The 22,048-nt window shown below is 70.7% G+C and carries 25 protein-coding genes; 5 read left to right on the top strand and 20 right to left on the bottom strand.

Features of this window, described 5'->3' with window-relative positions; all coding sequences use genetic code 11:
• Window positions 1-3: 3 nt before the first annotated feature.
• The 6 genes from ACFY0T_RS40255 to ACFY0T_RS40280 form a co-directional block, all read right to left on the bottom strand.
• Window positions 4-1,290 (bottom strand): HD-GYP domain-containing protein, encoded by a 1,287-nt coding sequence (locus ACFY0T_RS40255; protein ID WP_388882798.1) that lies wholly within the window; start codon window positions 1,288-1,290, stop codon window positions 4-6.
• The gene (locus ACFY0T_RS40260) at window positions 1,287-2,678 is read right to left on the bottom strand and encodes an HD-GYP domain-containing protein (RefSeq protein WP_388882801.1); all 1,392 of its coding nucleotides are present in this window, start codon (window positions 2,676-2,678) and stop codon (window positions 1,287-1,289) included. The genes ACFY0T_RS40255 and ACFY0T_RS40260 overlap by 4 nt, the downstream gene beginning before the upstream one ends.
• A 139-nt stretch (window positions 2,679-2,817) precedes the next feature.
• Window positions 2,818-3,120, bottom strand: a complete 303-nt coding sequence (gene rsrA / locus ACFY0T_RS40265) for a mycothiol system anti-sigma-R factor (protein ID WP_369249077.1) — start codon at window positions 3,118-3,120, stop codon at window positions 2,818-2,820.
• On the bottom strand, window positions 3,117-3,800 hold the full coding sequence (gene sigR, locus ACFY0T_RS40270; RefSeq protein WP_189189352.1) for an RNA polymerase sigma factor SigR: 684 nt from the start codon (window positions 3,798-3,800) through the stop codon (window positions 3,117-3,119). The genes rsrA and sigR overlap by 4 nt, the downstream gene beginning before the upstream one ends.
• A 255-nt stretch (window positions 3,801-4,055) precedes the next feature.
• The gene (locus tag ACFY0T_RS40275; protein ID WP_388882805.1) at window positions 4,056-4,688 is read right to left on the bottom strand and encodes an alpha/beta family hydrolase; all 633 of its coding nucleotides are present in this window, start codon (window positions 4,686-4,688) and stop codon (window positions 4,056-4,058) included.
• Window positions 4,689-4,913: 225 nt separating this feature from the next.
• Window positions 4,914-5,753, bottom strand: a complete 840-nt coding sequence (locus ACFY0T_RS40280; RefSeq protein ID WP_388882808.1) for an SOS response-associated peptidase — start codon at window positions 5,751-5,753, stop codon at window positions 4,914-4,916.
• A 50-nt stretch (window positions 5,754-5,803) separates the two neighbouring features.
• Between ACFY0T_RS40280 and ACFY0T_RS40285 the strand changes: the two genes are divergently transcribed.
• The 4 genes from ACFY0T_RS40285 (at window position 5,804) to ACFY0T_RS40300 (ending at window position 9,471) form a co-directional block, all read left to right on the top strand.
• Window positions 5,804-6,526, top strand: coding sequence for a M50 family metallopeptidase (locus ACFY0T_RS40285; RefSeq protein ID WP_388882811.1), 723 nt, complete (start codon window positions 5,804-5,806; stop codon window positions 6,524-6,526).
• A 141-nt stretch (window positions 6,527-6,667) separates the two neighbouring features.
• Window positions 6,668-8,008 carry a 3-phosphoshikimate 1-carboxyvinyltransferase gene (gene aroA / locus ACFY0T_RS40290; RefSeq protein WP_388882814.1) on the top strand — a complete coding sequence of 447 codons (1,341 nt, stop codon included), beginning with the start codon at window positions 6,668-6,670 and terminating at the stop codon, window positions 8,006-8,008.
• A 16-nt stretch (window positions 8,009-8,024) separates the two neighbouring features.
• Window positions 8,025-9,035, top strand: a complete 1,011-nt coding sequence (gene rsgA / locus ACFY0T_RS40295) for a ribosome small subunit-dependent GTPase A (protein ID WP_388882817.1) — start codon at window positions 8,025-8,027, stop codon at window positions 9,033-9,035.
• Between the two features lie 112 nt (window positions 9,036-9,147).
• On the top strand, window positions 9,148-9,471 hold the full coding sequence (locus ACFY0T_RS40300) for a DMT family transporter (RefSeq protein ID WP_388882820.1): 324 nt from the start codon (window positions 9,148-9,150) through the stop codon (window positions 9,469-9,471).
• A gap of 12 nt (window positions 9,472-9,483) precedes the next feature.
• Here ACFY0T_RS40300 and ACFY0T_RS40305 read toward each other — a convergent pair whose 3' ends face one another.
• Entirely contained in the window at window positions 9,484-10,095 is a 612-nt protein-coding gene (locus tag ACFY0T_RS40305) for a TetR/AcrR family transcriptional regulator (RefSeq protein ID WP_388882823.1), read from the bottom strand.
• A 490-nt stretch (window positions 10,096-10,585) separates the two neighbouring features.
• On the opposite strand from ACFY0T_RS40305, the gene hisN reads away from it, so the two are divergent.
• Window positions 10,586-11,386, top strand: coding sequence for a histidinol-phosphatase (gene hisN, locus ACFY0T_RS40310; RefSeq protein ID WP_388882826.1), 801 nt, complete (start codon window positions 10,586-10,588; stop codon window positions 11,384-11,386).
• Between the two features lie 37 nt (window positions 11,387-11,423).
• On the opposite strand, the gene ACFY0T_RS40315 is transcribed toward hisN, so the two are convergent.
• The 13 genes from ACFY0T_RS40315 to ACFY0T_RS40375 form a co-directional block, all read right to left on the bottom strand.
• Window positions 11,424-12,659 (bottom strand): tyrosine-type recombinase/integrase, encoded by a 1,236-nt coding sequence (locus ACFY0T_RS40315; RefSeq protein ID WP_388882829.1) that lies wholly within the window; start codon window positions 12,657-12,659, stop codon window positions 11,424-11,426.
• A 79-nt stretch (window positions 12,660-12,738) separates the two neighbouring features.
• Window positions 12,739-12,981 (bottom strand): helix-turn-helix domain-containing protein, encoded by a 243-nt coding sequence (locus tag ACFY0T_RS40320; RefSeq protein ID WP_352045963.1) that lies wholly within the window; start codon window positions 12,979-12,981, stop codon window positions 12,739-12,741.
• Between the two features lie 441 nt (window positions 12,982-13,422).
• A complete protein-coding gene (locus tag ACFY0T_RS40325; protein WP_388882967.1) occupies window positions 13,423-14,898 on the bottom strand; it encodes an ATP-binding protein in 1,476 nt (491 codons plus the stop codon).
• A gap of 2 nt (window positions 14,899-14,900) precedes the next feature.
• Window positions 14,901-15,734 carry a bifunctional DNA primase/polymerase gene (locus tag ACFY0T_RS40330; protein WP_388882970.1) on the bottom strand — a complete coding sequence of 278 codons (834 nt, stop codon included), beginning with the start codon at window positions 15,732-15,734 and terminating at the stop codon, window positions 14,901-14,903.
• A 5-nt stretch (window positions 15,735-15,739) separates the two neighbouring features.
• Window positions 15,740-16,492: a DNA methylase gene (locus ACFY0T_RS40335; protein WP_388882832.1), complete on the bottom strand. Its 753-nt coding sequence runs from the start codon at window positions 16,490-16,492 to the stop codon at window positions 15,740-15,742.
• Window positions 16,493-16,578: 86 nt separating this feature from the next.
• The gene (locus ACFY0T_RS40340) at window positions 16,579-17,043 is read right to left on the bottom strand and encodes a hypothetical protein (RefSeq protein WP_388882835.1); all 465 of its coding nucleotides are present in this window, start codon (window positions 17,041-17,043) and stop codon (window positions 16,579-16,581) included.
• Between the two features lie 207 nt (window positions 17,044-17,250).
• A complete protein-coding gene (locus tag ACFY0T_RS40345) occupies window positions 17,251-19,374 on the bottom strand; it encodes an FtsK/SpoIIIE domain-containing protein (protein WP_388882838.1) in 2,124 nt (707 codons plus the stop codon).
• Between the two features lie 93 nt (window positions 19,375-19,467).
• Window positions 19,468-19,767: a hypothetical protein gene (locus tag ACFY0T_RS40350; protein WP_388882840.1), complete on the bottom strand. Its 300-nt coding sequence runs from the start codon at window positions 19,765-19,767 to the stop codon at window positions 19,468-19,470.
• A 2-nt stretch (window positions 19,768-19,769) separates the two neighbouring features.
• Window positions 19,770-20,087, bottom strand: coding sequence for a hypothetical protein (locus ACFY0T_RS40355; protein ID WP_388882843.1), 318 nt, complete (start codon window positions 20,085-20,087; stop codon window positions 19,770-19,772).
• 15 nt (window positions 20,088-20,102) lie between these two features.
• On the bottom strand, window positions 20,103-20,321 hold the full coding sequence (locus ACFY0T_RS40360) for a hypothetical protein (protein ID WP_388882846.1): 219 nt from the start codon (window positions 20,319-20,321) through the stop codon (window positions 20,103-20,105).
• Window positions 20,322-20,350: 29 nt separating this feature from the next.
• The gene (locus tag ACFY0T_RS40365) at window positions 20,351-20,689 is read right to left on the bottom strand and encodes an RRQRL motif-containing zinc-binding protein (RefSeq protein ID WP_388882973.1); all 339 of its coding nucleotides are present in this window, start codon (window positions 20,687-20,689) and stop codon (window positions 20,351-20,353) included.
• The gene (locus ACFY0T_RS40370; RefSeq protein ID WP_388882848.1) at window positions 20,689-21,549 is read right to left on the bottom strand and encodes a protein spdB; all 861 of its coding nucleotides are present in this window, start codon (window positions 21,547-21,549) and stop codon (window positions 20,689-20,691) included. Before ACFY0T_RS40370 ends, ACFY0T_RS40365 begins: the two co-directional genes overlap by 1 nt.
• Window positions 21,546-21,815, bottom strand: coding sequence for a DUF6284 family protein (locus ACFY0T_RS40375; protein WP_388882851.1), 270 nt, complete (start codon window positions 21,813-21,815; stop codon window positions 21,546-21,548). Before ACFY0T_RS40375 ends, ACFY0T_RS40370 begins: the two co-directional genes overlap by 4 nt.
• Between the last annotated feature and the right edge of the window lie 233 nt (window positions 21,816-22,048).

Below are 22,048 nucleotides of genomic sequence, written 5' to 3' on the forward strand. Positions count from 1 at the left end.
CCCTCAACCGAGGCGCTCACGCGCCGCCCCTCCCATTCTTGACAGCACCCTGGCCAGCGACTCCACGACCTCTGGCTGATAGTCGCGGGCAGTGCCCAGACGAAGCTTCTCCAGCGCCGTCAGGGGCCCTCCCGGCCCTGCTTCCCGGGCCATCTCCTCGTATGCGTTCACCGCCCGGACGATCCGCGCGGTGACCGGCTGCTCCTGGTACGGGTCCGCCTGCCGCTCCACCACCACGGCGACCTCGGCGTCCACCCCGGTCTGGCGTACGACGGCACCGCCGAGGAGCGCTATCCGCCGCTGCTCGTCGGCCGAGAGCACGGAGGTGGCCCCGGCGGGGACGGGGTCGACAAGGCTCAGCTGCCCGATGTCGTGCATGAGCGCCGCGGACTCCAGGACGGTCAGCTCGGGCTCGGAGAGCCCCAGCTCCCGCCCGACCGCGGCGCTGAGCGCGGCCACCCGCCGGGCATGCCCGGCCGGGGTGTACCCGGCGATCTCGGTCGCCCGAGCGAGGGAGGCGATGGTCTGCCGATAGGTGACCCGCACGGCCGCGTACCGCCGGAAGGACAGCTGGGTGAGCAGCAGGGGCAGCGAGAAGACGGGCAGGGCCCAGAGCCCGACCACGGCGACCGCCAGCGACATCACGGCCCCGGTCGCACACACGGCCGACCCGATGCCGAGCATGGCCCGCAGCTCGTCCCGCAGCAGCGGCCCGAACGGCCACCGGGTACGGGAGTGCGCCATCGCCGCCGCGAGCACGGCGTCGCACAGCGCGGTGAGCACCAGCAGCGCGACCAGCAGCACCGCGTACGCCGGACCGCCCCACTCGTGCAACCTCCCCTGGTTGTAGAGAGGTTGAAAGCACACGGCGGCGAATCCGACGGTCAGGATGCGCCGGGTGAGGTGATCGGCGGTGGGGCCCTGTCCGCGGGCCACATGGGGCACGCATCCCAGCAGTGCGGCCGCGGCGACGACCGCGACGACTTGGAGAACCCCGTGGTGGGTGGGTTGCCCGGCCTGCTCACCGAGCAGCGCGTACGACAAGGCCCCCGCGGCCCCGAGCGGAGCCGACTCCCGCTCCTTGGCACCACTCCAGCGGGTGAGCTCGCCGAGCGCGATGAGAAGACCGAAGGCGAGCGCGATACCGCGTTCGTCGAGCCCTGCCCAGAGGGCGGAGCCGAGCGCGACGAGGCTGAGCAGGGCGGCGGCGCCGTGCGCGAGGGTGGTGAAGGAGCCGGTACGGCGTGAGACGAGGGCGAGGCCGACCGGAAGCCGGGAGACATCACTCATGGGCTGCTCCGGCCGACGATGTCTGTCGCGTTCCCTTCCGTCCGGCTGGAAGTGGTTGGCGGAGCGGGTGGGCAGACATCGCCCCGAAGCGGCGTGGTGTTGTCGGCCGTGACGGCGGGATGCCACCCCTGCCGGGAAAGGGCCCGCGCCAGCGCCCGTACCATCCCGGGATCGAACTGCGCCCCCGCACACCGCTCCAACTCCTCCAGCGCCGCCGGCACCGGCCGGGCCCGCCGATAGGACCGAGTGGACGTCATCGCGTCGAACGCGTCGGCCACGGCCACCACCCGCGCGAACTCCGGAATCTGGCCCCCCATGAGCCCGTACGGATACCCGCTGCCGTCCAGCCGCTCATGGTGATGCAGGATCGCCGACCGGGCCTCCCCGAGGAACCCGATCCCGCGCACCATCTCGTGCCCGTACTCGGGATGCAGCTCGATGACCCGCCGCTCCTCGGGGGTGAGCGGCCCGTCCTTGCGCAACAGCCGGGTAGGAACGCCGAGTTTGCCCACGTCGTGCAGAATCCCGGCGAACCGCAGCACTTCGATGCGCTCGTCGTCCATGCCGAGCTCCCGCGCGATCATCATGGACGCCTGCCCGACGCGCTCGCTGTGCCCGCGGGTGTACCCGTCCTTGATGTCGACGGCCTGCACCAGCGCGCGAATCGTGGCCTGGTGGGCGGCCCGTTCCCGGTGGTACTGCGCGAACACCCAGCAGGACACGTACATCGGCAGGAGCACGAGCAACGCGGCGACCGGCCCGTACGGACTGCGCCACAGCACCGCCATCATCAGCCCGGCGAGCCCGTGCACGGCGACGGGTGCGAGGGAGCGCGCGAAGAGCCCGCGCCAGGCGCCGCGCACCGGCATCCGCTCGGCGAGCGCCAGGATCCCGACGTCGAGGACGGTCAGCACGAGGCAGAACGTCAGCACCGCGGCCCCGGCGGGCGCGAGCGCGTACGGGAAGTGGGGTGCGACCACCGCGTCCCGGCCGCCCAGCGCCCAGTGCACCCGGGAGGCCGCCCAGATCGCGACGGCGAGCTGGGCCGCGCGCCAGACCCGGCGCAGCCACCGCGGCCGCTGTTCGACCCGGGCGAGCAGGGCCCCGGGCAGCGCGACGAGCGCGGCGGCCGGGGGCGGCAGCAGAAAGGCCCCGGCCAGCAGCACGGGGAGGAAGGTGCCCATTTTTTTGGGGGCGTCACCGCCGGGCGCACCCGCGCCCCTCGGTCCGCGCGGCAGCGGGATCCGCTCGCACCCCGCGTACAGCACGGCGAGCAGCGCGACGACCCACCACGGAGCGTGGAGGTGCGGCAGGGGAGCCAGGCAGGCCAGGGCCCCGAGGACGACACAGGCCACGTACACACGGGCCCACGCCGGAACCGACCCCATCCTCGTCCCCTCCCCGAGTTCAGGGCTCGGAGCCTAGAGCGGCGGGGGCGGTACGGGGACAGCTATGGCCGAATCCGCGGGCTCAGAGCCCGCGGATTAGCACGTTCGGGTGATAAACGGACGGTTTCCGGTGAGGAGTTCAGGACTCCTGAGGTGTCGCCGTCACGTCGTGCTCGGGCACGACCTGGCCGGAGCGGATCAGATCGATGCGCCCCATGACCTTGGCGCGCAGATCGGTCGGCACGTCGTCATGGCCGCAGCACCGCTTGACGAGCTTCTTCACGGCCTGTTCGAGGCCGTACTTCTCGAGGCACGGGGAGCACTCCTCGAAGTGCACCTCGAACTTGGTGCAGTCCGCGTCCGGCATCTCATGGTCGAGGAACTCGTAGAGATGGTCGAGTACCTCACTGCAATCCGTCTCGTGCGGCTCTCCGCAGCTCATGAGCCCGAGCCTTTCGCTTCGTTCGACTCCCCGGCGCCGGCCGGGACCAGCCCGCGGTCACGCGCGTAGTCCTCGAGCATGCCGCGCAGTTGACGGCGGCCCCGGTGCAGCCGGGACATCACCGTACCGATGGGTGTCCCCATGATGTCCGCGATCTCCTTGTACGCAAAGCCCTCTACGTCCGCGAGATAGACGGCGATGCGGAATTCCTCGGGGATCGCCTGCAGCGCTTCCTTGACGTCCGAGTCGGGCAGGTGGTCGAGCGCCTGCGACTCGGCGGAGCGCAGACCCGTCGACATGTGCGACTCGGCACGCGCGAGCTGCCAGTCCTCGATCTCCTCGGCCGCGCTGCGCTGGGGTTCGCGCTGCTTCTTGCGGTACGAGTTGATGAAGGTGTTGGTGAGAATGCGGTACAGCCACGCCTTGAGGTTGGTGCCCTCGCGGAACTGGTGGAAGGACGCGTACGCCTTGGCGTACGTCTCCTGCACCAGGTCCTCGGCGTCGGCCGGGTTGCGCGTCATGCGCAGGGCGGCCGAGTACATCTGGTCGAGGAATTCGAGCGCGTCCCGCTCGAAGCGCGCGGTGCGCTCGGCGGACGACTCCGTGCTCGTGCCCTGGCCCTCGGGCTGCTCCGCCTGGCCGTGTTCGGTCCCTGCGTCGGTCCCAGTGACCGGACCCACCTCCTCCAGCGATGTCGTGAAACCGAGACCGGTCCCACTGGAATCGGAGGATAGACGAACATCAGGTCCGCCCGCCGCCCGAACAGGGGCGGTCTTTCCCGCGTGCAGCACCGTCCAGTCCAGGTCAGCACTGCTGCGGCGGGCCGGGCAGATGGTCGAACCCATGCGGCGGACTTCCTCTCGTACGAACGGGTCAGCACGGTCCGTGCTGTCTGCTCCCCACAACAGAGGTCCGCCGCCCAGCATTCCCGGGTGTCACCCGAGTGACGCGGTCCACTTCACGACACCGTCGGTGATGATCGTCACGGCCTCGTCCTGCTCGATCGGCGCCCTCTTCGGCACGGCGAAGCCGTGATCGCCGTACGGCACCTCGATCAGTTCGTACGAGCCCTTCGGGAACTCCTCCGGCTTCCCGAACGGGTCGTTGCCGCCCTGGACGACCAGCGTGGGCACCCCGGAGCCGAGTAGTTCCTCGGCGCGGGACTTCTCGGGCTTGCCCGGCGGGTGCAGCGGAAAGCCGAGCGCGAGGACGGCGTGGGCTCCGAGCTCGACGGCCGTACGGCAGGCGACGCGAGCCCCGGCGCTGCGCCCGCCCGCGACCACGGGAAGCCCGGGTCGCGCGAGCGCGGGCCACAGCCCCCGCCACCCCACGTCCAGCGTCTTCGGCGCGGGCGCCACCTTCTTCCCTGCCACCCGCCAGGGCTGCTCGACAAGCGCGACACTCACCCCGTGCCCGGGCAGCACCGCCGCCAACGCCTGGAGGTCCCGCGTCTCGATGCCACCGCCGGCCCCATGGCTGACGGCGAGCACGAGCCGCGCCTTCTGGGCCGGGTACCAGGTGACGCGGGCGACACCCGCGTCCGTCTCGACTGTCTCACTGCGCGTCACAAGACCATCATGTCGCAGCCGTCCCAGCTGCGGGCAGACGTGCCGCGGCAGCCGCCATGGCTGTGGGCAATCGTGCCTCCCCCACTGCCTTAACGGCGTGGGGGGACCCCCAGGCGGCACGGGTGGGCACTGGGGGTACCCCCTGCTCGAAGAGCTTGGGGGAGGCACCCTGCAAGCGCTGGCAAGCGCACCCACCCCGACGCCATCCGCGCCCCGGGCGCCCCGTCAGAAGAGAGTCCCCTCCTCCGGTCCCTCCAGCTCCTTCAACAGCTCGGGCCCGTTGTTGCGCACATTGCTCACCGCCGTGGACACGGGGTACGCGCGCATCAACCCCGCCGGCGGCGGCTCCAGCAGCGACCGCAGGTCGTCGACATCGGTCCGCGCCGGATCCAGCCACGCGTCCCAGCGGTCGGCCGTGAGCATCAGCGGCATCCGGGGGTGGATGTCGGCCAGCGCCCGCGGCCCCTCGGCGGGCGCGACCGCCAGCGGCGAGGTCTCCGCCTCGGTCGTGATCACCGAACACGTCACCCACCACGCCAGCGGGTGCTCATCGGGAAGCGTCTTGTCGCGCCAGAACTCGTACAGCCCCGCCATCGCGAAGACCGAACCGTCCGCCGGTGTCACGAAGTACGGCTGCTTGCGCGGCCGCTTCTTCTTCCCCTCGACCTCCAGATCCCGCTCGGCGGCAGCGGTGACCCACTCGTAGTAGCCGTCGGCGGGCAGGATGCAGCGCCGGGCGGCGAAGGCACGGCGGTACGAGGGCTTCTCGTGCACCGTCTCCGCGCGCGCGTTGATCATCCGGGCGCCGCCCTCGGGCGTCTTGGCCCAGGACGGGACGAGCCCCCACTTGAGCTTGCGCAGCTGGCGAACCGGCTTCCCCGTGACGGAGGAACTAGTGGATGCAGCGTCCGCGTCCTTAAGGGGACGGTCGAGGACGGCGTAGACCTCCTTGGTCGGCGCCACGTTGTAGTCGGGCTCCAAGGTCTCCTCGGGCTCCCACTTCTCGACCTCAAAGATTCCTGCGAGATCCTCGGGCCTACGACTCGCTGCATACCGTCCGCACATACGTGCCACACTGCCAGATTCCGCGACATCAGAGGGAGCCACCGCAGACAATGGACAGCACCGCATCCACCTCGTTGGCGAGCCTCTGGGACCAGGTCTTCGGCAGCCAGCCGGACCCCGACCTGTGGGTGGTGATAGCCACCATGGTCGCCGCGCTGGCGGTGATCGTCCCGCAAGGCGTCTGGCGCCTCTCCCGCAACGCCATCACCATCGCTCACGAGGGCGGCCACGGCCTGGTCGCGCTGCTCACCGGACGCAGCCTCAGCGGCATCCGGCTGCACTCCGACACCAGCGGCCTCACCGTCAGCCGCGGCAAGCCCACCGGCCTCGGCATGATCCTCACCGCCGCCGCCGGCTACACGGCTCCCCCGCTGCTCGGCCTGGGCGGCGCCGCGCTGCTCGCCGCGGGCCACATCACCGCGCTGCTGTGGCTGGCCACGGCCCTGCTCGTCGCCATGCTGGTGATGATCCGCAACGCGTACGGCGCGCTCACCGTGATCCTCACCGGCGGCATGTTCCTGCTGGTGTCCTGGCTCGCCGGGCCTCAGGTGCAGGCGGCGTTCGCGTACGCCGTGGTGTGGTTCCTGCTGCTCGGCGGCGTCCGGCCCGCCTTCGAACTCCAGGCCAAGCGCAGCCGCGGCCGCGCGGGCGACTCGGACGCGGACCAGCTGTCCCGCCTCACCCACGTACCGGCCGCCATGTGGCTGTTCCTATTCCACGCAGTATCACTGTGCTCACTCATGGGCGGCGGCCGCTGGCTGCTGGAGGTCTGACGCGCCCAGAAGGGGCGCGGGACCACGACCTGTGCAGCTCCGCCGCCCGGGCGCGACCAGCCACAACGGGCCCGCGGCCAGGAAACGACCCGCGTTCCCCGGCCAAACCCGGCGGAGCGAACCCCCACTAAAGTGGAGCGCATGACCGTTAACCCCGCCCACACCGCCCTCTGGCCCGCCCCGCACGCGAGCGGAGCCGTCGACGCGACGGTCCACGTGCCGGGGTCGAAGTCGGTCACCAACCGCGCTCTCGTGCTGGCCGCGCTGGCCTCCGAGCCGGGCTGGCTGCGCCGCCCGCTGCGCTCCCGCGACACCCTGCTGATGGCGGGCGCCCTGCGTGCGATGGGCGTCGGCATCGAGGAGACGGTGGCGTCCAGCTCCACGGTCGCCGCAGGACCCGACGCCTCCGGCGAGGCCTGGCGGGTCATCCCCTCGGGCCTGCAGGGCCCGGCCACGGTCGACGTCGGCAACGCCGGCACCGTGATGCGCTTCCTGCCCCCGGTCGCCGCCCTCGCCGACGGTCCCATCCGTTTCGACGGCGACCCGCGTTCGTACGAGCGTCCGCTGACCGGCGTGATCGACGCGCTGCGTCTGCTCGGCGCCCGTATCGACGACGACGGCCGCGGCGCACTGCCGCTGACGGTGCACGGCAGCGGCGCCCTGGACGGCGGCCCGGTCGAGATCGACGCGTCCTCGTCGTCGCAGTTCGTGAGTGCCCTCCTCCTGTCCGGCCCGCGCTTCAACCAGGGCGTCGAGGTCCGGCACATCGGCTCGACGCTGCCCTCCATGCCGCACATCCGGATGACGGTGGACATGCTGCGCGCGGTCGGTGCGCAGGTGGACACCCCGGAGTCGGGTGGCGAGCCCAACGTCTGGCGGGTCACCCCGGGCGCGCTGCTCGGCCGCGACCTGATCATCGAGCCGGACCTCTCGAACGCCCAGCCGTTCCTGGCGGCGGCTCTGGTGACCGGCGGCACGGTCGTCGTCCCCGACTGGCCGGCGCGCACCACCCAGCCCGGTGACAAGCTGCGGGAGATCTTCACCGAGATGGGCGGTTCCTGCGAACTGACCGACACAGGCCTGGAGTTCACCGGTTCGGGTGCGATCCACGGTATCGACGTGGACCTGGGCGAGGTGGGCGAGCTGACCCCGGGCATCGCGGCGGTCGCGGCCCTCGCCGACTCCCCCTCGACCCTGCGGGGCGTGGCCCACCTCCGGCTGCACGAGACGGACCGGCTGGCCGCGCTCACCAAGGAGATCAACGAGCTCGGCGGCGACGTCACCGAGACCGCCGACGGCCTGCACATCCGCCCGCGCCGACTGCACGGCGGCGTCTTCCACACCTACGACGACCACCGCATGGCCACCGCCGGCGCGATCATCGGCCTGGCGGTGGAGGGCGTGCAGATCGAGAACGTGGCGACGACGGCGAAGACCCTGCCGGACTTCCCGGACCTGTGGACCGGAATGCTCGGGAACTGACGGGCGGACCGGGATCATGCGCCGTTACGGCAAGCACACCGACGAGGACGACATCCGCCAGCGCCCCAACCGCAAGGGCAACCGTCCGCGTACGAACATCCGCCCCAAGCACGAGGAGGCGGTCGAGGGCCTGATCCTCACCGTCGACCGGGGCCGTCTGACCTGCCTGGTCGAGGACCGTGTCGTGATGGCCATGAAGGCCCGCGAACTGGGCCGCAAGGCAGCAGTGGTCGGCGACCGCGTCGCCATCGTCGGCGACCTGTCCGGCGACAAGGACACCCTCGCCCGCATCGTCCGCATCGAGCCGCGCACCTCCGTGCTGCGCCGCACGGCCGACGACGACGACCCGTACGAGCGCGTGGTCGTCGCCAACGCCGACCAGCTCGCCATCGTCACCGCCCTCGCCGACCCCGAGCCGCGCCCCCGTCTGATCGACCGCTGCCTGGTCGCGGCGTACGACGGCGGCCTCACCCCGCTGCTCGTCCTCACCAAGTCCGACCTGGCCTCGCCCGACGAACTCCTGGAGCTGTACGGGGCGTTGGGCGTCCCCTACGTCGTGACCAGCCGCGAGGAACTGGAGAGCGGCGAGGCGGTGGAGCGCGTACGCAAGCAACTCGACGGCAAGATCACGGCGTTCGTCGGCCACTCGGGCGTGGGCAAGACGACCCTGGTCAACGCGCTGGTGTCGCTGGAGCGGCGGCGCAGCACCGGGGTTGTCAACGCCGTGACCGGCCGCGGTCGGCACACCACCACGTCGGCGCGTGCGATTCCGCTGCCCGGCGAGGCCGGCTGGGTCATCGACACCCCGGGCGTACGGTCCTTCGGCCTCCACCACGTCGATCCGTCCCGGGTCATCCATGCCTTCCCCGACCTGGAACCCGGCACCGAGGGCTGCCCGCGCGCGTGCAGCCACGACGAGCCGGACTGCGCGCTGGACCAGTGGGTGGCGGACGGCCACGCGGACCCGCAGCGGCTCTACTCCCTGCGCCGGCTGCTGGCGACACGCGAGCGCAAGGAAGGCGACTGATCCCGGTGTGACCTGACCTCCGCGTTGTTTGCGTGCGCGGTTGGCCGGTAAATGCATAATCGCACCCTGGCCAGACGAAGCAGTCGACGTGCGGGACACGGGAGGACAACACATGGCGTGGCTGCTGGTCGTTGTAGCGGGACTGCTCGAAACCGGTTTCGCCGTCTGTCTGAAGCTCTCGCACGGCTTCACCAGACTCTGGCCCACGGTCGCGTTCTGCATCTTCGCGCTCGGCAGCTTCGGCCTGCTGACCCTGTCCCTGAAGAAGCTCGACGTCGGCCCGGCGTACGCCGTGTGGACCGGTATCGGCGCGTCGGGCACCGCGATCTACGGCATGATCTTCCTCGGCGACGTGGTCTCGACGCTCAAGATCGTCTCGATCAGCCTCGTGATCATCGGCATCATCGGCCTCCAGCTGTCGGGCTCCTCCCAGTGACGCTGCCGCGACTCACTGGACCCCGAGGCGCTGGGACGGGGCCAAAGCGGCCTTCACCAGATCCGTGACCCCGCCCTCGCCGGGCGGCGCCGCCACACAGGACAGAGCGAGCCGGACGACAAGCTCACAGGAGCGCGCCAACTCCGCCGTGTCCGCCTTGGAGGTGGCAAGCGTGGCGACCGCACGATCCCGCACCAGCGCCACGAAGTCGGCGGGCGAGGGCAAGGGCCCGTCGGCCCGCCGCTGCGCCGGCACCGCGGACGACGAGGGCACCGCCGACAACGTCGGCGAGGGCAGCCGCTCACTCCAGCACCCCGTGAGCATCGCCCGCACCAGCGCATTGCTCCGCGCGGCCGACGCGGTCCACTCGGCGGTCGCGACCAGCCGCTCCCGCGCATCCGCATGCACGGCCAGCGCCCGCTCGACCCCCGCGAGATAGGCATCGGCCTCCCGCCGCACCAGGGCACGCGCGAGCCCCTCTTTACTCCCGAACTCGTTGTACAGCGTCTGACGTGACACTCCGGCCACGGCGGCCACATCGACCATCCGCACCGCAGACCACGCACGACGCGCGAGTGCCGTATAGGCGGCATCCAAGAGGGATTCCCGCGCTGCAGGCATCATCGCCTCCCTGGGGCGAGCGACTCTGCAGCTCAGATTTGACGCGCACAGGAGCACTGTCAAGGGTTCGCGGCGGCCCAGAGGGGCGTACGCGACCGACCGCACGCACCCGCACGGGGACGTAAGCCCCCCGCCGGTGGGCGTCCCGGCCGACGTAAGCCACCGAACCCGAGCCCCAGACGACCGTCAGCCGCCCACGCACGGAAGGGGACGTGTCGGAACGTCCGCCCGCAGCGGATGGCGCGTCACCGCCGGGCCCCTTCGAACCCGACCGATTCCGCGCCAGACCGAGGACGGATGCTCGGGCACGGCCCCGCCCCACCACAGGCGGCAGGCGAACACGACTCCGGGTCGCCGGACGACAACCCGGCGGCCGCCTCCTGGCCCCACCACCGGCCGGCAGCCGGCCCCGGGCACCCGCTCGCCCCCGGAGCCCCCTAGTGATCCCCGTCCCGTGTAGCCCCGCCCCGACACGGGCAGATACGGTTCGGTCATGCCCGACTATCTCGATGACCTGCGTCTCGCCCACGTCCTCGCGGACGCCGCCGACGCCGCGACGATGGACCGGTTCAAGGCCCTCGACCTCAAGGTCGAGACCAAGCCGGACATGACGCCGGTGAGCGAGGCGGACAAGGCCGCCGAGGAACTCATCCGCGGCCAGCTCCAGCGCGCCCGCCCGCGCGACGCGATCCTCGGCGAGGAGTACGGCATCGAGGGCACGGGCCCACGCCGCTGGGTCATCGACCCGATCGACGGCACCAAGAACTACGTACGCGGCGTCCCCGTCTGGGCCACGCTGATCTCCCTGATGGAGGCGGGCGAGGGCGGCTACCAGCCCGTCGTCGGCGTCGTCTCCGCACCCGCGCTCGGCCGCCGCTGGTGGGCCGCGAAGGGTCACGGCGCGTTCACCGGGCGCAGCCTGTCCTCCGCATCCCGGCTCCACGTCTCCCGCGTCTCCCGCATGGCCGACGCCTCGTTCGCGTACTCGTCGCTGAGCGGCTGGGAGGACCAGGGCCGCCTCGACGGCTTCCTGGACCTCACGAAGGCAGTCTGGCGCACCCGCGGATACGGCGACTTCTGGCCGTACATGATGGTCGCCGAGGGCTCGGTCGACATCTGCGCGGAGCCCGAGCTGTCGCTCTGGGACATGGCGGCGAACGCGATCGTGGTGACCGAGGCGGGCGGCTCCTTCACCGGCCTGGACGGCCGCCCGGGCCCGCACAGCGGCAACGCGGCCGCGTCGAACGGCATCCTCCACGACGAGCTGCTGGGATATCTGAACCAGCGCTACTGAAGCCACTCGCGGCTTGACCTGCGCATTTCCTCCATCCTCAGCCCCCCTGGGCCGTCGTGGGGCCGTCATCGGCCTTCGGGCCGTCCTTGAACGCGCGGTTCACCGCCTCTCGCGTGCGCTTCTCGCTGCTCGGCATCAGGTGCGTGTACGTCCGCAGCGTGAAGCCGGGGTCGTGGTGTCCCAGGTACTCCGACAACGCCTTGATGCTCTCCCCCGCGTCCAGCAGAACGGACGCGTAGAAGTGCCTCAGCGCGTGCATGCCGTTCTCCCTGCCACGCGGGATACCCGCCTTGTCGAGAGCGGGCCGCCACGCCTTGAGGTTGAAGACGACGCGGTTCACCGCGCGCCCCTCGGCGTTGCGGAAGAGGACGGGCGGCGTGACCGGTGAGCCGTCGACCGACCGCCACGGCAGCGTCACGGCCGAGGGCGGGTACTGCGCGATATGGGCCTCAAGAGCGCGAGCGACGCTCTCCGGCAGGGGCACCGTACGCGTCTTGCCGCCCTTGGGAAGCGCGAACACCTGCTTCCCGGCGATGAGTTTGACCTGGCGGACGATGTGAACGACTCCTTCGACGAAGTCCACATCGTCGACGGCCAGGCCGAGCACTTCGCCCTGCCGCATGCCACACCCGCCGGCCAAGTCCACCACGGCCCGGTACCGCTCCGGCAGTGCCGAGCGCACCGCCAGCACGCGCTCAGGCCCCCACGGCACGATCCGGCGAGGTTCCGGCTTGGGCGCCTTCACAGACGTCGAGCGACACGGGTTGTGCGGGATCAGGCGATCGTCGACAGCAGCCGCCAACATCGCGTTGAGGTTCGCGAAGATGACCCGCTGATAGGCGGGGGCCAATCCCCCGTCTTCGAGCTTCCGCAGCCACTCACGGACGTGGATCGGCCTCAGCGAGTCGAGCGATCGGCTGCCCAGATACGGCAGGACGTGCAGGCGGATGCGCGTCTCGGTGCTCACGAACGTGCTGGGGTCCATGGTGAGGGAGGCCAACCACCGTTCGGCGTGCTGCCGCACGGTGAGGCGACCAGCCCGCGGGTCGATGTACTGCCCTCGCGTCATGTCCGCTTCGATCCCGGACAGCCATTTCTCGGCGAGGCGCTTCTGTCCATCGGGGAAGCTCTTGGACTTCTCGGTGCCGTCGGGGCCGATGTACCGGGCCCTGTAGCGCAGGCCGCTTCCGTGGCGGTCGCTCTTGATGCGTACGGTCTTGCCGTCGGAGTTGGTCTCGGTCTTGAACCAGCGGTCTTGGATGTGGCCTGCCATGTGGCGGTGGTCCTCTCAACACGCAGCAGGGAGAGCCGCTGGTTAGCGGCTCTCCCTGCTGTCTGTGGTGGGTGTTGGGCTAGGCGGCGTCTTGGTCGGTGCTCTTGCGTTCGGCTACGTGGGCGAGCACGTCGGCGGGGTCGTAACGGATGTACTTGCCGATGCGGAATCCGGGCGGGCCGATGCGCTTCTTGCGCCACTGGTAGACGGTCTCTTTGGGCACCTCGAAGATCTCGGCGATGTCGTCGGGGGTGAGGTAGCGGTCCGGCAATCCGGCGCGGAGCGTGGCGCGCGGGTCTGACTGTTCACGTGCGGTGCTCATGGCGTGTCTTCCGTGCGCAGGCGAAGGGTCATGCGTAGGGAGTGCGCGTGTGTCCGAGGCGTGGATTTCTGCGTCATTGCGTCGGTAGCGTCATTCGGAGCTCTGACCTGCGGTTTTGCTTGACGCAGCAGTTAGGGCGTACGTCATCGCCGTGTCATGGGGTGCGTCATCGGATGACGCAGATGACGCAGGATGACGCAGAGCAAGCCGTCTGCGTCATGCCTGTTGGTACAGGTCAGGTGCCGTTTTCCGGCCCGCATGACGCACATGACGCAGCGTCTTCCTTCTTAGGACAAAGAAGGGCCTGCCTGTTGTAGTTCGGTGCCCCTCACAGAGCAAAGAAGGGGCCGCTGCGCGGCGCGACCTTGGGGCGGCGTTCCGCCGAACAGCAAGAGGAGCACGTGCTCTTCTTGCTGTTCGCTTGTGCGTGCGGATCGCGGGTCAGAACGCCCGTGCTTGCTCGTGCGGGGCCGGGGGGAGCGTGCGGGTCATTTCGAGGTAGCGGCCCGCGCTGGTGCGGCCCGAGTCGACAAGGACGCGCCGGGCGGCCAGCGTCGGTTGCAGGCGCTTGAGCCGGTCGGAGAGGACTTTGCCGGTGGTGGGCCACCCTTTGGGAAGGGGGCGGCAGTCGTCGCCGCTGTAGAGGCGGCTGAGGCAGGACAGCCACTCCGTGGACGTCATCCGCTGCGCCGCGCCCGGCTCGATGGTCTCGGCGTGCCTGAGGACGGTCTGCGCGAGGAGGTCACCCTCGATCACGTCGTCGTTCAGGTCGTCCAGACTCGCCCGGTAGGCGGTGAGAGCTCCCAGCCCGGTTGCCGCGTCGAACTGCGCGCACAGGTGCGCGAAGTCCGCCATCCGCAGGTCCGTGGGGGTCTCCGCCTCCACGGCCCGGACCTTGACCGTGAGGTCCAGAAGCGAGCCAAGAACGACCGGCAGAACCTCCGCGTACTCCGCCCACAGTTCCGCCTCGGTGCGACGGACGCTGGGCCGCTCCAACCGCAGCGGTAGGAGCCGGTCCGCGAGGTCAGGCCGAATGACACCGACGTCGATACCGGTCAGGAGCAGGGGGCGGCGGTAGCCGACGCGGAACACGTCCCCGTCGGTGAACAGAGCCCGCTTGACGCTCTCAGCTCCGGTCACGATGCAGCACATCGCGTCCGACAGATCCGGCGTCACGTGGGAGAGGTTGTCCAGCGCGGTGACCCACCCCGCCGCCACTGCCGCGATCAGGCTTTCCTCATCCTTCGGCGCCCGCCGCAGGTCACCGCTCATCCCCTCAATGATCCTGGTGAGCATCCGGCCCCCGGTGGACTTGCCCGCGCCCTGCGGCCCGGTGAGGAACGGCGCCGGGACGGGCACGGACGGCCCGAGGCAGCCGATCAGCCAGGCGATGGCCAGGCATTCGGTCTCCGCGTTGGCGAAGTTGCACAGCCGCATCAACAGGTCGATGCCCTTGCCGTCGGTGTCCTTGGCCGGCAGGGGCAGTTCCCCGGTGAGCTGAGTCCGCCGCCAGCACACCTCACGCGGGTCAGGGGTGAGAATCTCCCAGCCCGAAGGATGGATGCGGACGGACTGCCCGTCATCGCGGCCCAGGTCCAGCCACGTCGCCCCGTCGAACCCGGGGGCCACGCGGATGTTCACGGCGTGCGTGTCCTCGTACAGCGCGAGCGCTTCGATCAAGTCCAATGCCTCCTTGAGCGCGGTCCCGTTGAACACGCCGACCCCGTCCCTGTACATGCCGACGATGAGTTCTTGGCGATGGCTGCCTGTCGTGCCCTGGGAGCGCATCGGCCGGGCCACGGGGTGGCCCTTCCGCTGCGCGTACACAGTCCCGTCGGCAGTGCGGAAGTACCGGAAGTGGGCCTGTGCGTAGTCCGCGATGACTTCGCGGGCGGGGTTCTTCTCGTCCTCAGACATGGTCACAGTCCCAACGTGGTCAGGGCGTTGGTCCACGCGTCGGTGCAGTGCCGGGGGGACTCGCCCTTGGCCTGCGCGGCGGTGAACAGCCGCGCGGTGTGCGCCTCGGTGAGGCAGCCGCACCGACCGTGCGTGGACAGCACCGCGAGGAACGTCCGGTAGACGGTTGCGTGTACCGCCTCACGGGCCTCGGTGATGCGCTGTTCCGCCATGGTGATGCCACGGTCCAAGTAGGTGGGCGTGCGGTGAGGGCACTCCCCGCCCCCGACCAGCGCGGGCACAGTGACGGCCGCCGGTCGGACCGTGGAGGGCTCCTTCACGATCAGCGCACGCACGACGTCCGGCAGGACCGTGATGGTGCCGGTGCCGGGACCGAGCCATCGCGCGTACTGCATAGACGACTTGATGTCGACGCCAGGCCGGACGGCGTTGGCGGACGGCATGGCGCCCTGGTAGAGCCAGTGCTCACCCCGGGTCGTCGGCACGGTCCGTGTCGCAGGCAGGCTCTTACGGGCCCACGCGATGGCTTCCGGGCTGTCGAGATCCACGACGGTGAGGCCGGCGCCGCCGGGGTGATAGGCCACCGCCGCCGCTTCCCGCCACGCCCACGCCCACGTCGGCGAGTTGATGACAACGGGGTCGGTGGTCGCGGCGGCCCAGCCGTGGCACGGGTTCGGGCAGGTGCAGGGGCCGGGGGTCTTCATGTTCGGCCGGCCACCGCAAGCGTTCTTGGCGCAGGTGCGGCAGTTCCCGAACGGCACCTTCCCCGCTCGCAGGGGCAGCGGCGGAACACCGGACGCCGCAAGAGCCAGTGCGGTCCGCAGGTGATCGGGCAGCGCGTTCACGCGGCCACCCCCGGAGAGGGGGCGGAGGCGGCGAGGTAGGCGCGGCCGATCCATTCGGTGTAGGCGGGCGGGAGGGCCTCGCGGAGCCGAAGGTGATCGGTGGACCAGTCGATGCGTTTCGCGGCGCGGATCTCCGCAACGGTCGCCTTACCCCCTCCCTTGCCGTACGCGGCCACGTACGGGCCCTCGTGCCATTGGCCGTGGCGCCATCCGCGTACGTAGCCCCGGTGTTGGGGGTGGGCCGGCTGGACGGCGGTCCACCCTCCGAGTTCGAAGTAGCGGTGCATGAGGACGGCGAGGCCGAACATCTCGCCGCACAGGCGGATGTCCTTGCGGACCTCGGAGCCGGCCACGTTCTCGATCACGTACGGCCGCCCCGTCGCCTCCAACGCGGCGCGGGTGGGGGCGATGAGGCGGGGATACGTACGGCCGATCGCCGCGTTGCGGGCCGCGTTGGTGCCCTTGGTCGGGGCGCCCTCGCCCTGGCACGGCGGGGAGGCGTGGATGAAGTCGTACTCGTGGCCGTGGGCACGGATGTACTCGATGGCGTCGCCCTGGTGGAAGGCGTCGCCCCGGTAGTCGGGTTGGGGCTCGATGTCCACGCCGGTGACGTGGCAGTTGGCTCCGAACGCGGCCCGGTAGCCGTCGGTGGCACCGCCGATGCAGGAGTAGGCGTCCAGCACCCGGATCACGTCCCCGAGACGGAGCCGTAAGGCGAGTGCTCGCCGGATGTCGGTGGGTTGCGTCATGCTGGATGTCTCCAGTTCCTTTGGTGGGTGCTGGCTGGCAAGGGCGGTCCCGGACTTTGGCGAGACGGGGACCGCCCTTGGCGTAGCTAGCCGTGGAAGTGGCTGCGCTTGATCACGGCCTTGCGGATGTTGACCGTGGTCCCGCTCTTGTGGTCGCTGCCCTTGAAGATCTGGACGCCGACGTATCCGCCGAAGCAGACGGCGGCGAGCGTGATCAGTTGTGTGATGAGTGCGGTGAGTGCGGCGATGAACGTGGTGAGCAGCAGCAGGCCGCCGCACACCGCGCCGAACCCGATGCCCCCGAGGGCGATGTTCACGGCCGCGCGAGAGACGGGCGGCTTGGCCGCGATGGGTTCGGGCTGGGCGGGGTTGATGGCGTAGCCGGTGACGACCCGTCCGTCGGGCAGGACGACGCTCGCCACGGCCGGGACGCTGCCCGGCTGCATGGGCACGAACGGCGCCGGCGTCACGACAGCGGGCGTGATCGGGGTCGGGTGGTGGACCTCCAGGGCCCGTTCGGCGGGCGCGTGGCGGGGCGTCTCGGGGTACATGCGGAATCCCTTCCGGTATTCGGTCGGGGAGGCGGGACCACCCCCTTGGGGGGTGGCTGTGGAGGGGGGTTTCGGGGGTCTGACCTGCGGGCCTCCCCGCCTCCCCGAAGCGGTGTTTTCGCTGATCAACGTGGGGGAGGCGGTCCGGGGAGGCGGTTGGGGAGTTCTCCCCGTCTCCCCGGACCGGGAGGGTGCGTCTCCCCGTTGTCAGGAGGCGGAAGCGGAACCGTTCGCGTCGCGGTTGGCGAGGGCGCGCAGGACGTGATCTCGGTGGACGACCATGCGGCCGTGGGACTTCTTCGGCTCCTCGCCCTCGGCTTCCAGCACGCGCTTGAGGTCACCGTTGGTCCAGGCGCCGTAGGCGTCCTGGTTGAGCATCGCGAGCCGCTTGAGGACATCGGTCGTCGGCAGGCGGGAGGCGTCACCGATGGCGGCGGCGATGTCGGCGAGCGCGTCACGTTCCTCGCCCCGCTCGATGGCGTGCAGGGTGGTGACTCCGTCGCGCACAGCCCGGGCACGGTCGGCGATTTCGGCGGCGGGGTCGTCGTCGATGAAGTGGGTGCGGACCGTGATGGACGACTGTCCCTTGGGCATGTCGATGCCGTCGGAGGCCAGCACGAGGGTTCCCTTGTCCAAGCCCTGGCGCAGCAGGTGCGGAGCGGCGCCGTCCTCAACTGCCTTGTCCCCGAGTGCCATCTTGGCCTGCGACTCGGAGCCCAGCACGAGGGAGGCGCGGGTGTGGGCGCCCTCGCGGACGAGCTTGGGGAGGTTCTGGTCGGTGGGGTCCTGGGTGCCCTGCCACAGCAGCACGTCGACAGCGCGTCCCTGGTTGTGGATCGTGCGGGTGGCCATGAAGTACCGGGAGGTGGCCTTGGAGCCGCCGTAGGGCCGCCGGTCGTCGTCGACCGCAGGGCACATGAACGCCTTCTGCGCTTCGTCCACCAGAACGATCAGGGGCGGGAACGTCGCGCGCGGGTCGGCGAGACGCGCCTCGATGCGGCGGTTCATCTCGCGTACCGCGTCCTCGACCATCTCGGTCGCCTGGATCACGTGGCCATCAGACGGGCCCTCGATCAGCACGTCGGCGATGCCGTTGAACATGCTCCAGTCGCCAACGCCCTTGAGGTCGGCGATCCAGAACTGAACCGACCGATCCAGCGCGAGCCACAGGGCGAGGGCCCGCAGGGCGGCGGTCTTGCCCTGGTTCGACCGGCCGGTGATGAGCAGGTGGCGCTGATAGACGCTCAGCTCTGCTGCGTCCCCGCGCAGGTCCTGACCCCACGGGGCCTTCCCCGTCTTATAGTTCGCGGTCATCGTGTCGTCCGTGACCAGCGGAGACGGTCCGATCGGCTCGTCCAGCGCCCCGGAGTCCGCGATCCACAGGCGGACCGTGCGGGCCGCCTCAGGGATGGTGATGAACACCTCGTGCTCGTGCCGCGTGAGGTTCTCGGCAAGCTTGCGCCGCTTGCCCTGCACCTCGTTCGTCGCCACACCCGAGGGCAAGGTGACGTCGACTTCCACGCCGCATCCGGCGATCCGGATCGGACCGAGCATCGACGCGCCGGCGTCCCCCATCTCCTTGATCGCGTTCCGCAGCGTGGGCACTCCCAGGTCGCGCAGTGCCTTGACCACGATCGAGGGTGTGATGGGCTCGCCCTCGCTGGATCGGACGTTGGCGGGGAGCGCCCAGTGGGGTGCTGCTTGCTGGTGCTTGCCGACGGCCCACAGGGCGAGCAGGGCGACGAACGGGCCGATCGTGAGGGCCGGACCCCACACCACCTGAACGATGGTGATGAGCAGGTTGATGAAGTCGACCACGGCCATCAGCGGGGTGACGACGTCGGTGACGTCCTTCGTCGCGATGGCCATGACGACTCCGAGGGCGACCAGGGACCCGATGCCCATGCCGGTGCTGACCGCGACTCCCTTGGCGGCGTCGACCGGGGAGTGCAGGAGGTCCATGCGGCGGCGGTGGCGTGCCTCGCGGAAGTGCTGCCCGCGCTCCTCCCACTCCGCGGCCACCTCATAGTTCCCGGCGGCTTCCGCCGCGCGGAACATCCGCTCGTACCGGGACGCCGTGCGTCCGTCCCACGTCCGCTTGGCCGCAATCCGGGCGCCGCCGGCGACGTAGAGGGTGTGGCGGGCAACGGCGCGGGCGGTCGTCTTCGTGGTCTCGTGCGTGACCACGGTCTTGACGGCACGTCCGGAGCGCACCCACAGCGGCACGGGTGCGGCGGGTGCCGGGTCGGGGACCACGGTGAGTGTGGTGACGGTGGCCGGCTCGGGAGCCGGTTCGTTGTTCTTGTGCAGGTGAACGATGTTCTCGCTCATGGTTGAGGACACTCCTGACTGCCCCGTGTCCGGGGTGAAGGTGAGAGGGGAGGCCCCACGCCCGGCAGCGGTGCGGGCGAAGGGTCGCGCTGATCAGTGGCTGTTGCGGGCGCGGTTCTCCGCGTGGCTGAGCTGGGACGGCTCCGTGCGCGGGCCGTCGCCCCAGCAGAACGGGCGGGTGCCGTCGGCAGCGGTGAAGGTGCGGATGGCGGCGCCGGCCGGGGCGTCGGGCAGGGCATAGACGCGACCGCCGTCGAGCGAGGCCAGCAGCCGGGCGGCGTGGTGCTCGCACCCGTCGGCCCCGGCATTGAAGGCATCCAGCACGGTCACCGCCACCGGGCCGCTACAGGGGGTCGGGTCCTCGGGGTGGGCGGCGGGACAGCGGCGGTCCATGCTCACCACCACCTTGAGGACTTCTGGGCGGCCTTGGCGGCGGCGGCCTCGTTCACGACCCGCTGCCGTTCCACCTGGAGCGCGGTGATCTCCGCGATCAGCCGGGTCTCGGCCGCACTCCACGCCGACTCCAGCCTCTGGTCGGCGCGTGCGGTGCTGTTGCCCCGGGCGACCTTGATCGTGCCTCCGGCCAGGGCGCGGACGATCGCCCGCCTCTCGGGACCGCTGAGCGGCCACATCTCACGCTCCCGGACCGCTTCGAGCTTGCGGTTCGTCTCACGGATCCGGCGGTCCAGCCGGCGGGTGTCGGGCTTGCCCATGGTCAATCCCTCCTGTCAGGCCTGCGGGGCGAGGATCAGGGAGATGTCGGCGAGCCGGCCGGTGACGCCCTGCGTACCGAGCCAGGCGCCAACCTCTCGCTGGACGCGGTTCCAGCAGTAGTCGAGCGGGACGGTGATGGTGCCGTGGGCGAACGCGCGGCCCTGGCCGGGCACGGTCACCCAGGCGTGCCACGCGTAGCTGATGGTGCGGGGAGCTTCATTCGTGCTGGTCACAGCGGAACTCCTCGGAGATGTCGGGGTGTTCATGCGGCGCGCTGGTCGTCGGGGAAGGCGCACGGAACGCACGATCCGAGCGAGGCCGGGATGACGTATCCCGCATCGCGGCGGCAGGACGGGCAGGTGCGGCGGGCGGCGTTGGCCTTGGCCAGCGCCGCCCACTTCGCGGCCGTCATGGGCCGCACGGGCTTGGCGAGGTCGACCCGGTAGAGGTAGGCGACCAGCGGCCCACGGCGGCGGCGCGGCCGTTCGAGTTGAGCGGCCACCTGTTGACCGCCGGGGCGCAGACCGCGCGCCCGGAGCTGTCGGCGGGTGGCGTAGCCGCCCGGGGCGAGGCGCCACCGGAACACCGGCAGCGCTCCCATCACGCCACGCGCTTCCATGCGGCCCGCAGCCGGACCTCGGAGGCGGAGTGGCCGGCCGCGCGGAAGCGGATGGCCATCTCGCGGTAGGACAGAGCGGGGGTTTCGCTGTGCCGGATCTCGTCGACGAGTGCGTCAAGCACGTTGTCGGTGAGCGCGGGTGCCGCGTCCAGGGTGAACGCTGAGACGGGCGCGGTGGGGCCCCAGACGGGCAGTTGCCACCGGGGTGCGACGTCGGGCGTGACGCGACTCGTCACGCTGGTCAATGCCCGTCCGGTGTCCTCGCCCTCCCGTGCCGTCTCCAGCGTCGACCACGCCCGCGAGAGGGTCTGTGCGGTCCTGGCCTGGACGCGTGCGACGCGGGCGCCGGCCTGCGTCACGGCCGTCAACCGGGTCTCCTCGGTGACCGCTTCGGCCCGGAGGCGGGCGCGGGCCACCGCCGCTTCGTCGCGGGCCTCTTGCTGGATGCCTCGGATCGCTCCGAGGGCGTTCGGGGTGAGCGCGGTCCGCTCCCACAGGCCGTGCACCAGCCACAGCGCCTTGGCCGCGATGGGCAGCCAGGCCACGGCCAGCCACGCGCCGGTGGACCCCTCAGCGGTGAGGGCGTGCGCCACGAGGACGCCAGCCGCGATCAGGCCGAAGGACCATCCGACACCGGTCACCGCGCGACTGTGGTCGCCCTGTGCGGCGAGGCGGCGTTCGTAGGCGAGGATGGCCAGCCATCCGCCGTCGATCCCGAGACCGACGACCAAAGCGACCGGCCACGGCATTGCCGTACCAAGCCACATCACGACCACGGCCAGGGTGAGAACCATGGACACCGCCGTCATCGCGACGGCGGGAAGAACGGTCTTGGCCTTCACGCGGCACCACCCGCCGTGTTCGCGGCAGCGGACCGGTTGGCCAGCTCCCGGCGGGCGGCAAGCACCCGACGGTGGGCCCGGCGGATACGCCGTGCGTCCAGCTCGGTCGGGGTGCGGTCAAGGGTGATGATCTGCGCGTCCAACAGGTCGATGTCCGCCGTGATGACGGGCATCTCCTGCTCGATCGCGTCCAGCTCCGCGTCCGTCGGCTCCATGAAGTCGGCGAACGCGGTAACAGCGTCCTGAACAGTGACGATGGGGTTCATTGGGTCGTGTTCTCCCTTGCAGGTGGAACGGCCCGAACAGCGGCTCCCGGGTGGCACCCCGGGAGCCGCGCGCCGTTGGAGACAGACCTTCCGGCTCCCCTCAGCGCTGCTCGTACGAGACGAGCAGCGGAGGCAACCGGCCGCAGCAGGCGCGCTGCAGAGAGGTCGAATCGCGCTGTACTCGTGCGCGGGATCAGAACCCGCGTACGCCGCCCTCTTGCTTGCAGAGGTGG

The organism is Streptomyces sp. NPDC001530 (assembly GCF_042894545.1).
Classification (GTDB): Bacteria; Actinomycetota; Actinomycetes; order Streptomycetales; family Streptomycetaceae; genus Streptomyces.

Excerpts from the sequence above, each read along its gene's own strand:
- ACFY0T_RS40255 (WP_388882798.1), bottom strand. The coding sequence starts at position 1,290 with ATGAGTGATGTCTCCCGGCTTCCGGTCGGCCTCGCCCTCGTCTCACGC.
- ACFY0T_RS40260 (WP_388882801.1), bottom strand. The coding sequence starts at position 2,678 with ATGGGGTCGGTTCCGGCGTGGGCCCGTGTGTACGTGGCCTGTGTCGTC.
- rsrA (WP_369249077.1), bottom strand. The coding sequence starts at position 3,120 with ATGAGCTGCGGAGAGCCGCACGAGACGGATTGCAGTGAGGTACTCGAC.
- ACFY0T_RS40280 (WP_388882808.1), bottom strand. The coding sequence starts at position 5,753 with ATGTGCGGACGGTATGCAGCGAGTCGTAGGCCCGAGGATCTCGCAGGA.
- ACFY0T_RS40285 (WP_388882811.1), top strand. The coding sequence starts at position 5,804 with ATGGACAGCACCGCATCCACCTCGTTGGCGAGCCTCTGGGACCAGGTC.
- aroA (WP_388882814.1), top strand. The coding sequence starts at position 6,668 with ATGACCGTTAACCCCGCCCACACCGCCCTCTGGCCCGCCCCGCACGCG.
- rsgA (WP_388882817.1), top strand. The coding sequence starts at position 8,025 with ATGCGCCGTTACGGCAAGCACACCGACGAGGACGACATCCGCCAGCGC.
- ACFY0T_RS40300 (WP_388882820.1), top strand. The coding sequence starts at position 9,148 with ATGGCGTGGCTGCTGGTCGTTGTAGCGGGACTGCTCGAAACCGGTTTC.
- ACFY0T_RS40305 (WP_388882823.1), bottom strand. The coding sequence starts at position 10,095 with ATGATGCCTGCAGCGCGGGAATCCCTCTTGGATGCCGCCTATACGGCA.
- hisN (WP_388882826.1), top strand. The coding sequence starts at position 10,586 with ATGCCCGACTATCTCGATGACCTGCGTCTCGCCCACGTCCTCGCGGAC.
- ACFY0T_RS40315 (WP_388882829.1), bottom strand. The coding sequence starts at position 12,659 with ATGGCAGGCCACATCCAAGACCGCTGGTTCAAGACCGAGACCAACTCC.
- ACFY0T_RS40320 (WP_352045963.1), bottom strand. The coding sequence starts at position 12,981 with ATGAGCACCGCACGTGAACAGTCAGACCCGCGCGCCACGCTCCGCGCC.
- ACFY0T_RS40325 (WP_388882967.1), bottom strand. The coding sequence starts at position 14,898 with ATGTCTGAGGACGAGAAGAACCCCGCCCGCGAAGTCATCGCGGACTAC.
- ACFY0T_RS40335 (WP_388882832.1), bottom strand. The coding sequence starts at position 16,492 with ATGACGCAACCCACCGACATCCGGCGAGCACTCGCCTTACGGCTCCGT.
- ACFY0T_RS40340 (WP_388882835.1), bottom strand. The coding sequence starts at position 17,043 with ATGTACCCCGAGACGCCCCGCCACGCGCCCGCCGAACGGGCCCTGGAG.
- ACFY0T_RS40345 (WP_388882838.1), bottom strand. The coding sequence starts at position 19,374 with ATGAGCGAGAACATCGTTCACCTGCACAAGAACAACGAACCGGCTCCC.
- ACFY0T_RS40350 (WP_388882840.1), bottom strand. The coding sequence starts at position 19,767 with ATGGACCGCCGCTGTCCCGCCGCCCACCCCGAGGACCCGACCCCCTGT.
- ACFY0T_RS40355 (WP_388882843.1), bottom strand. The coding sequence starts at position 20,087 with ATGGGCAAGCCCGACACCCGCCGGCTGGACCGCCGGATCCGTGAGACG.
- ACFY0T_RS40365 (WP_388882973.1), bottom strand. The coding sequence starts at position 20,689 with ATGGGAGCGCTGCCGGTGTTCCGGTGGCGCCTCGCCCCGGGCGGCTAC.
- ACFY0T_RS40375 (WP_388882851.1), bottom strand. The coding sequence starts at position 21,815 with ATGAACCCCATCGTCACTGTTCAGGACGCTGTTACCGCGTTCGCCGAC.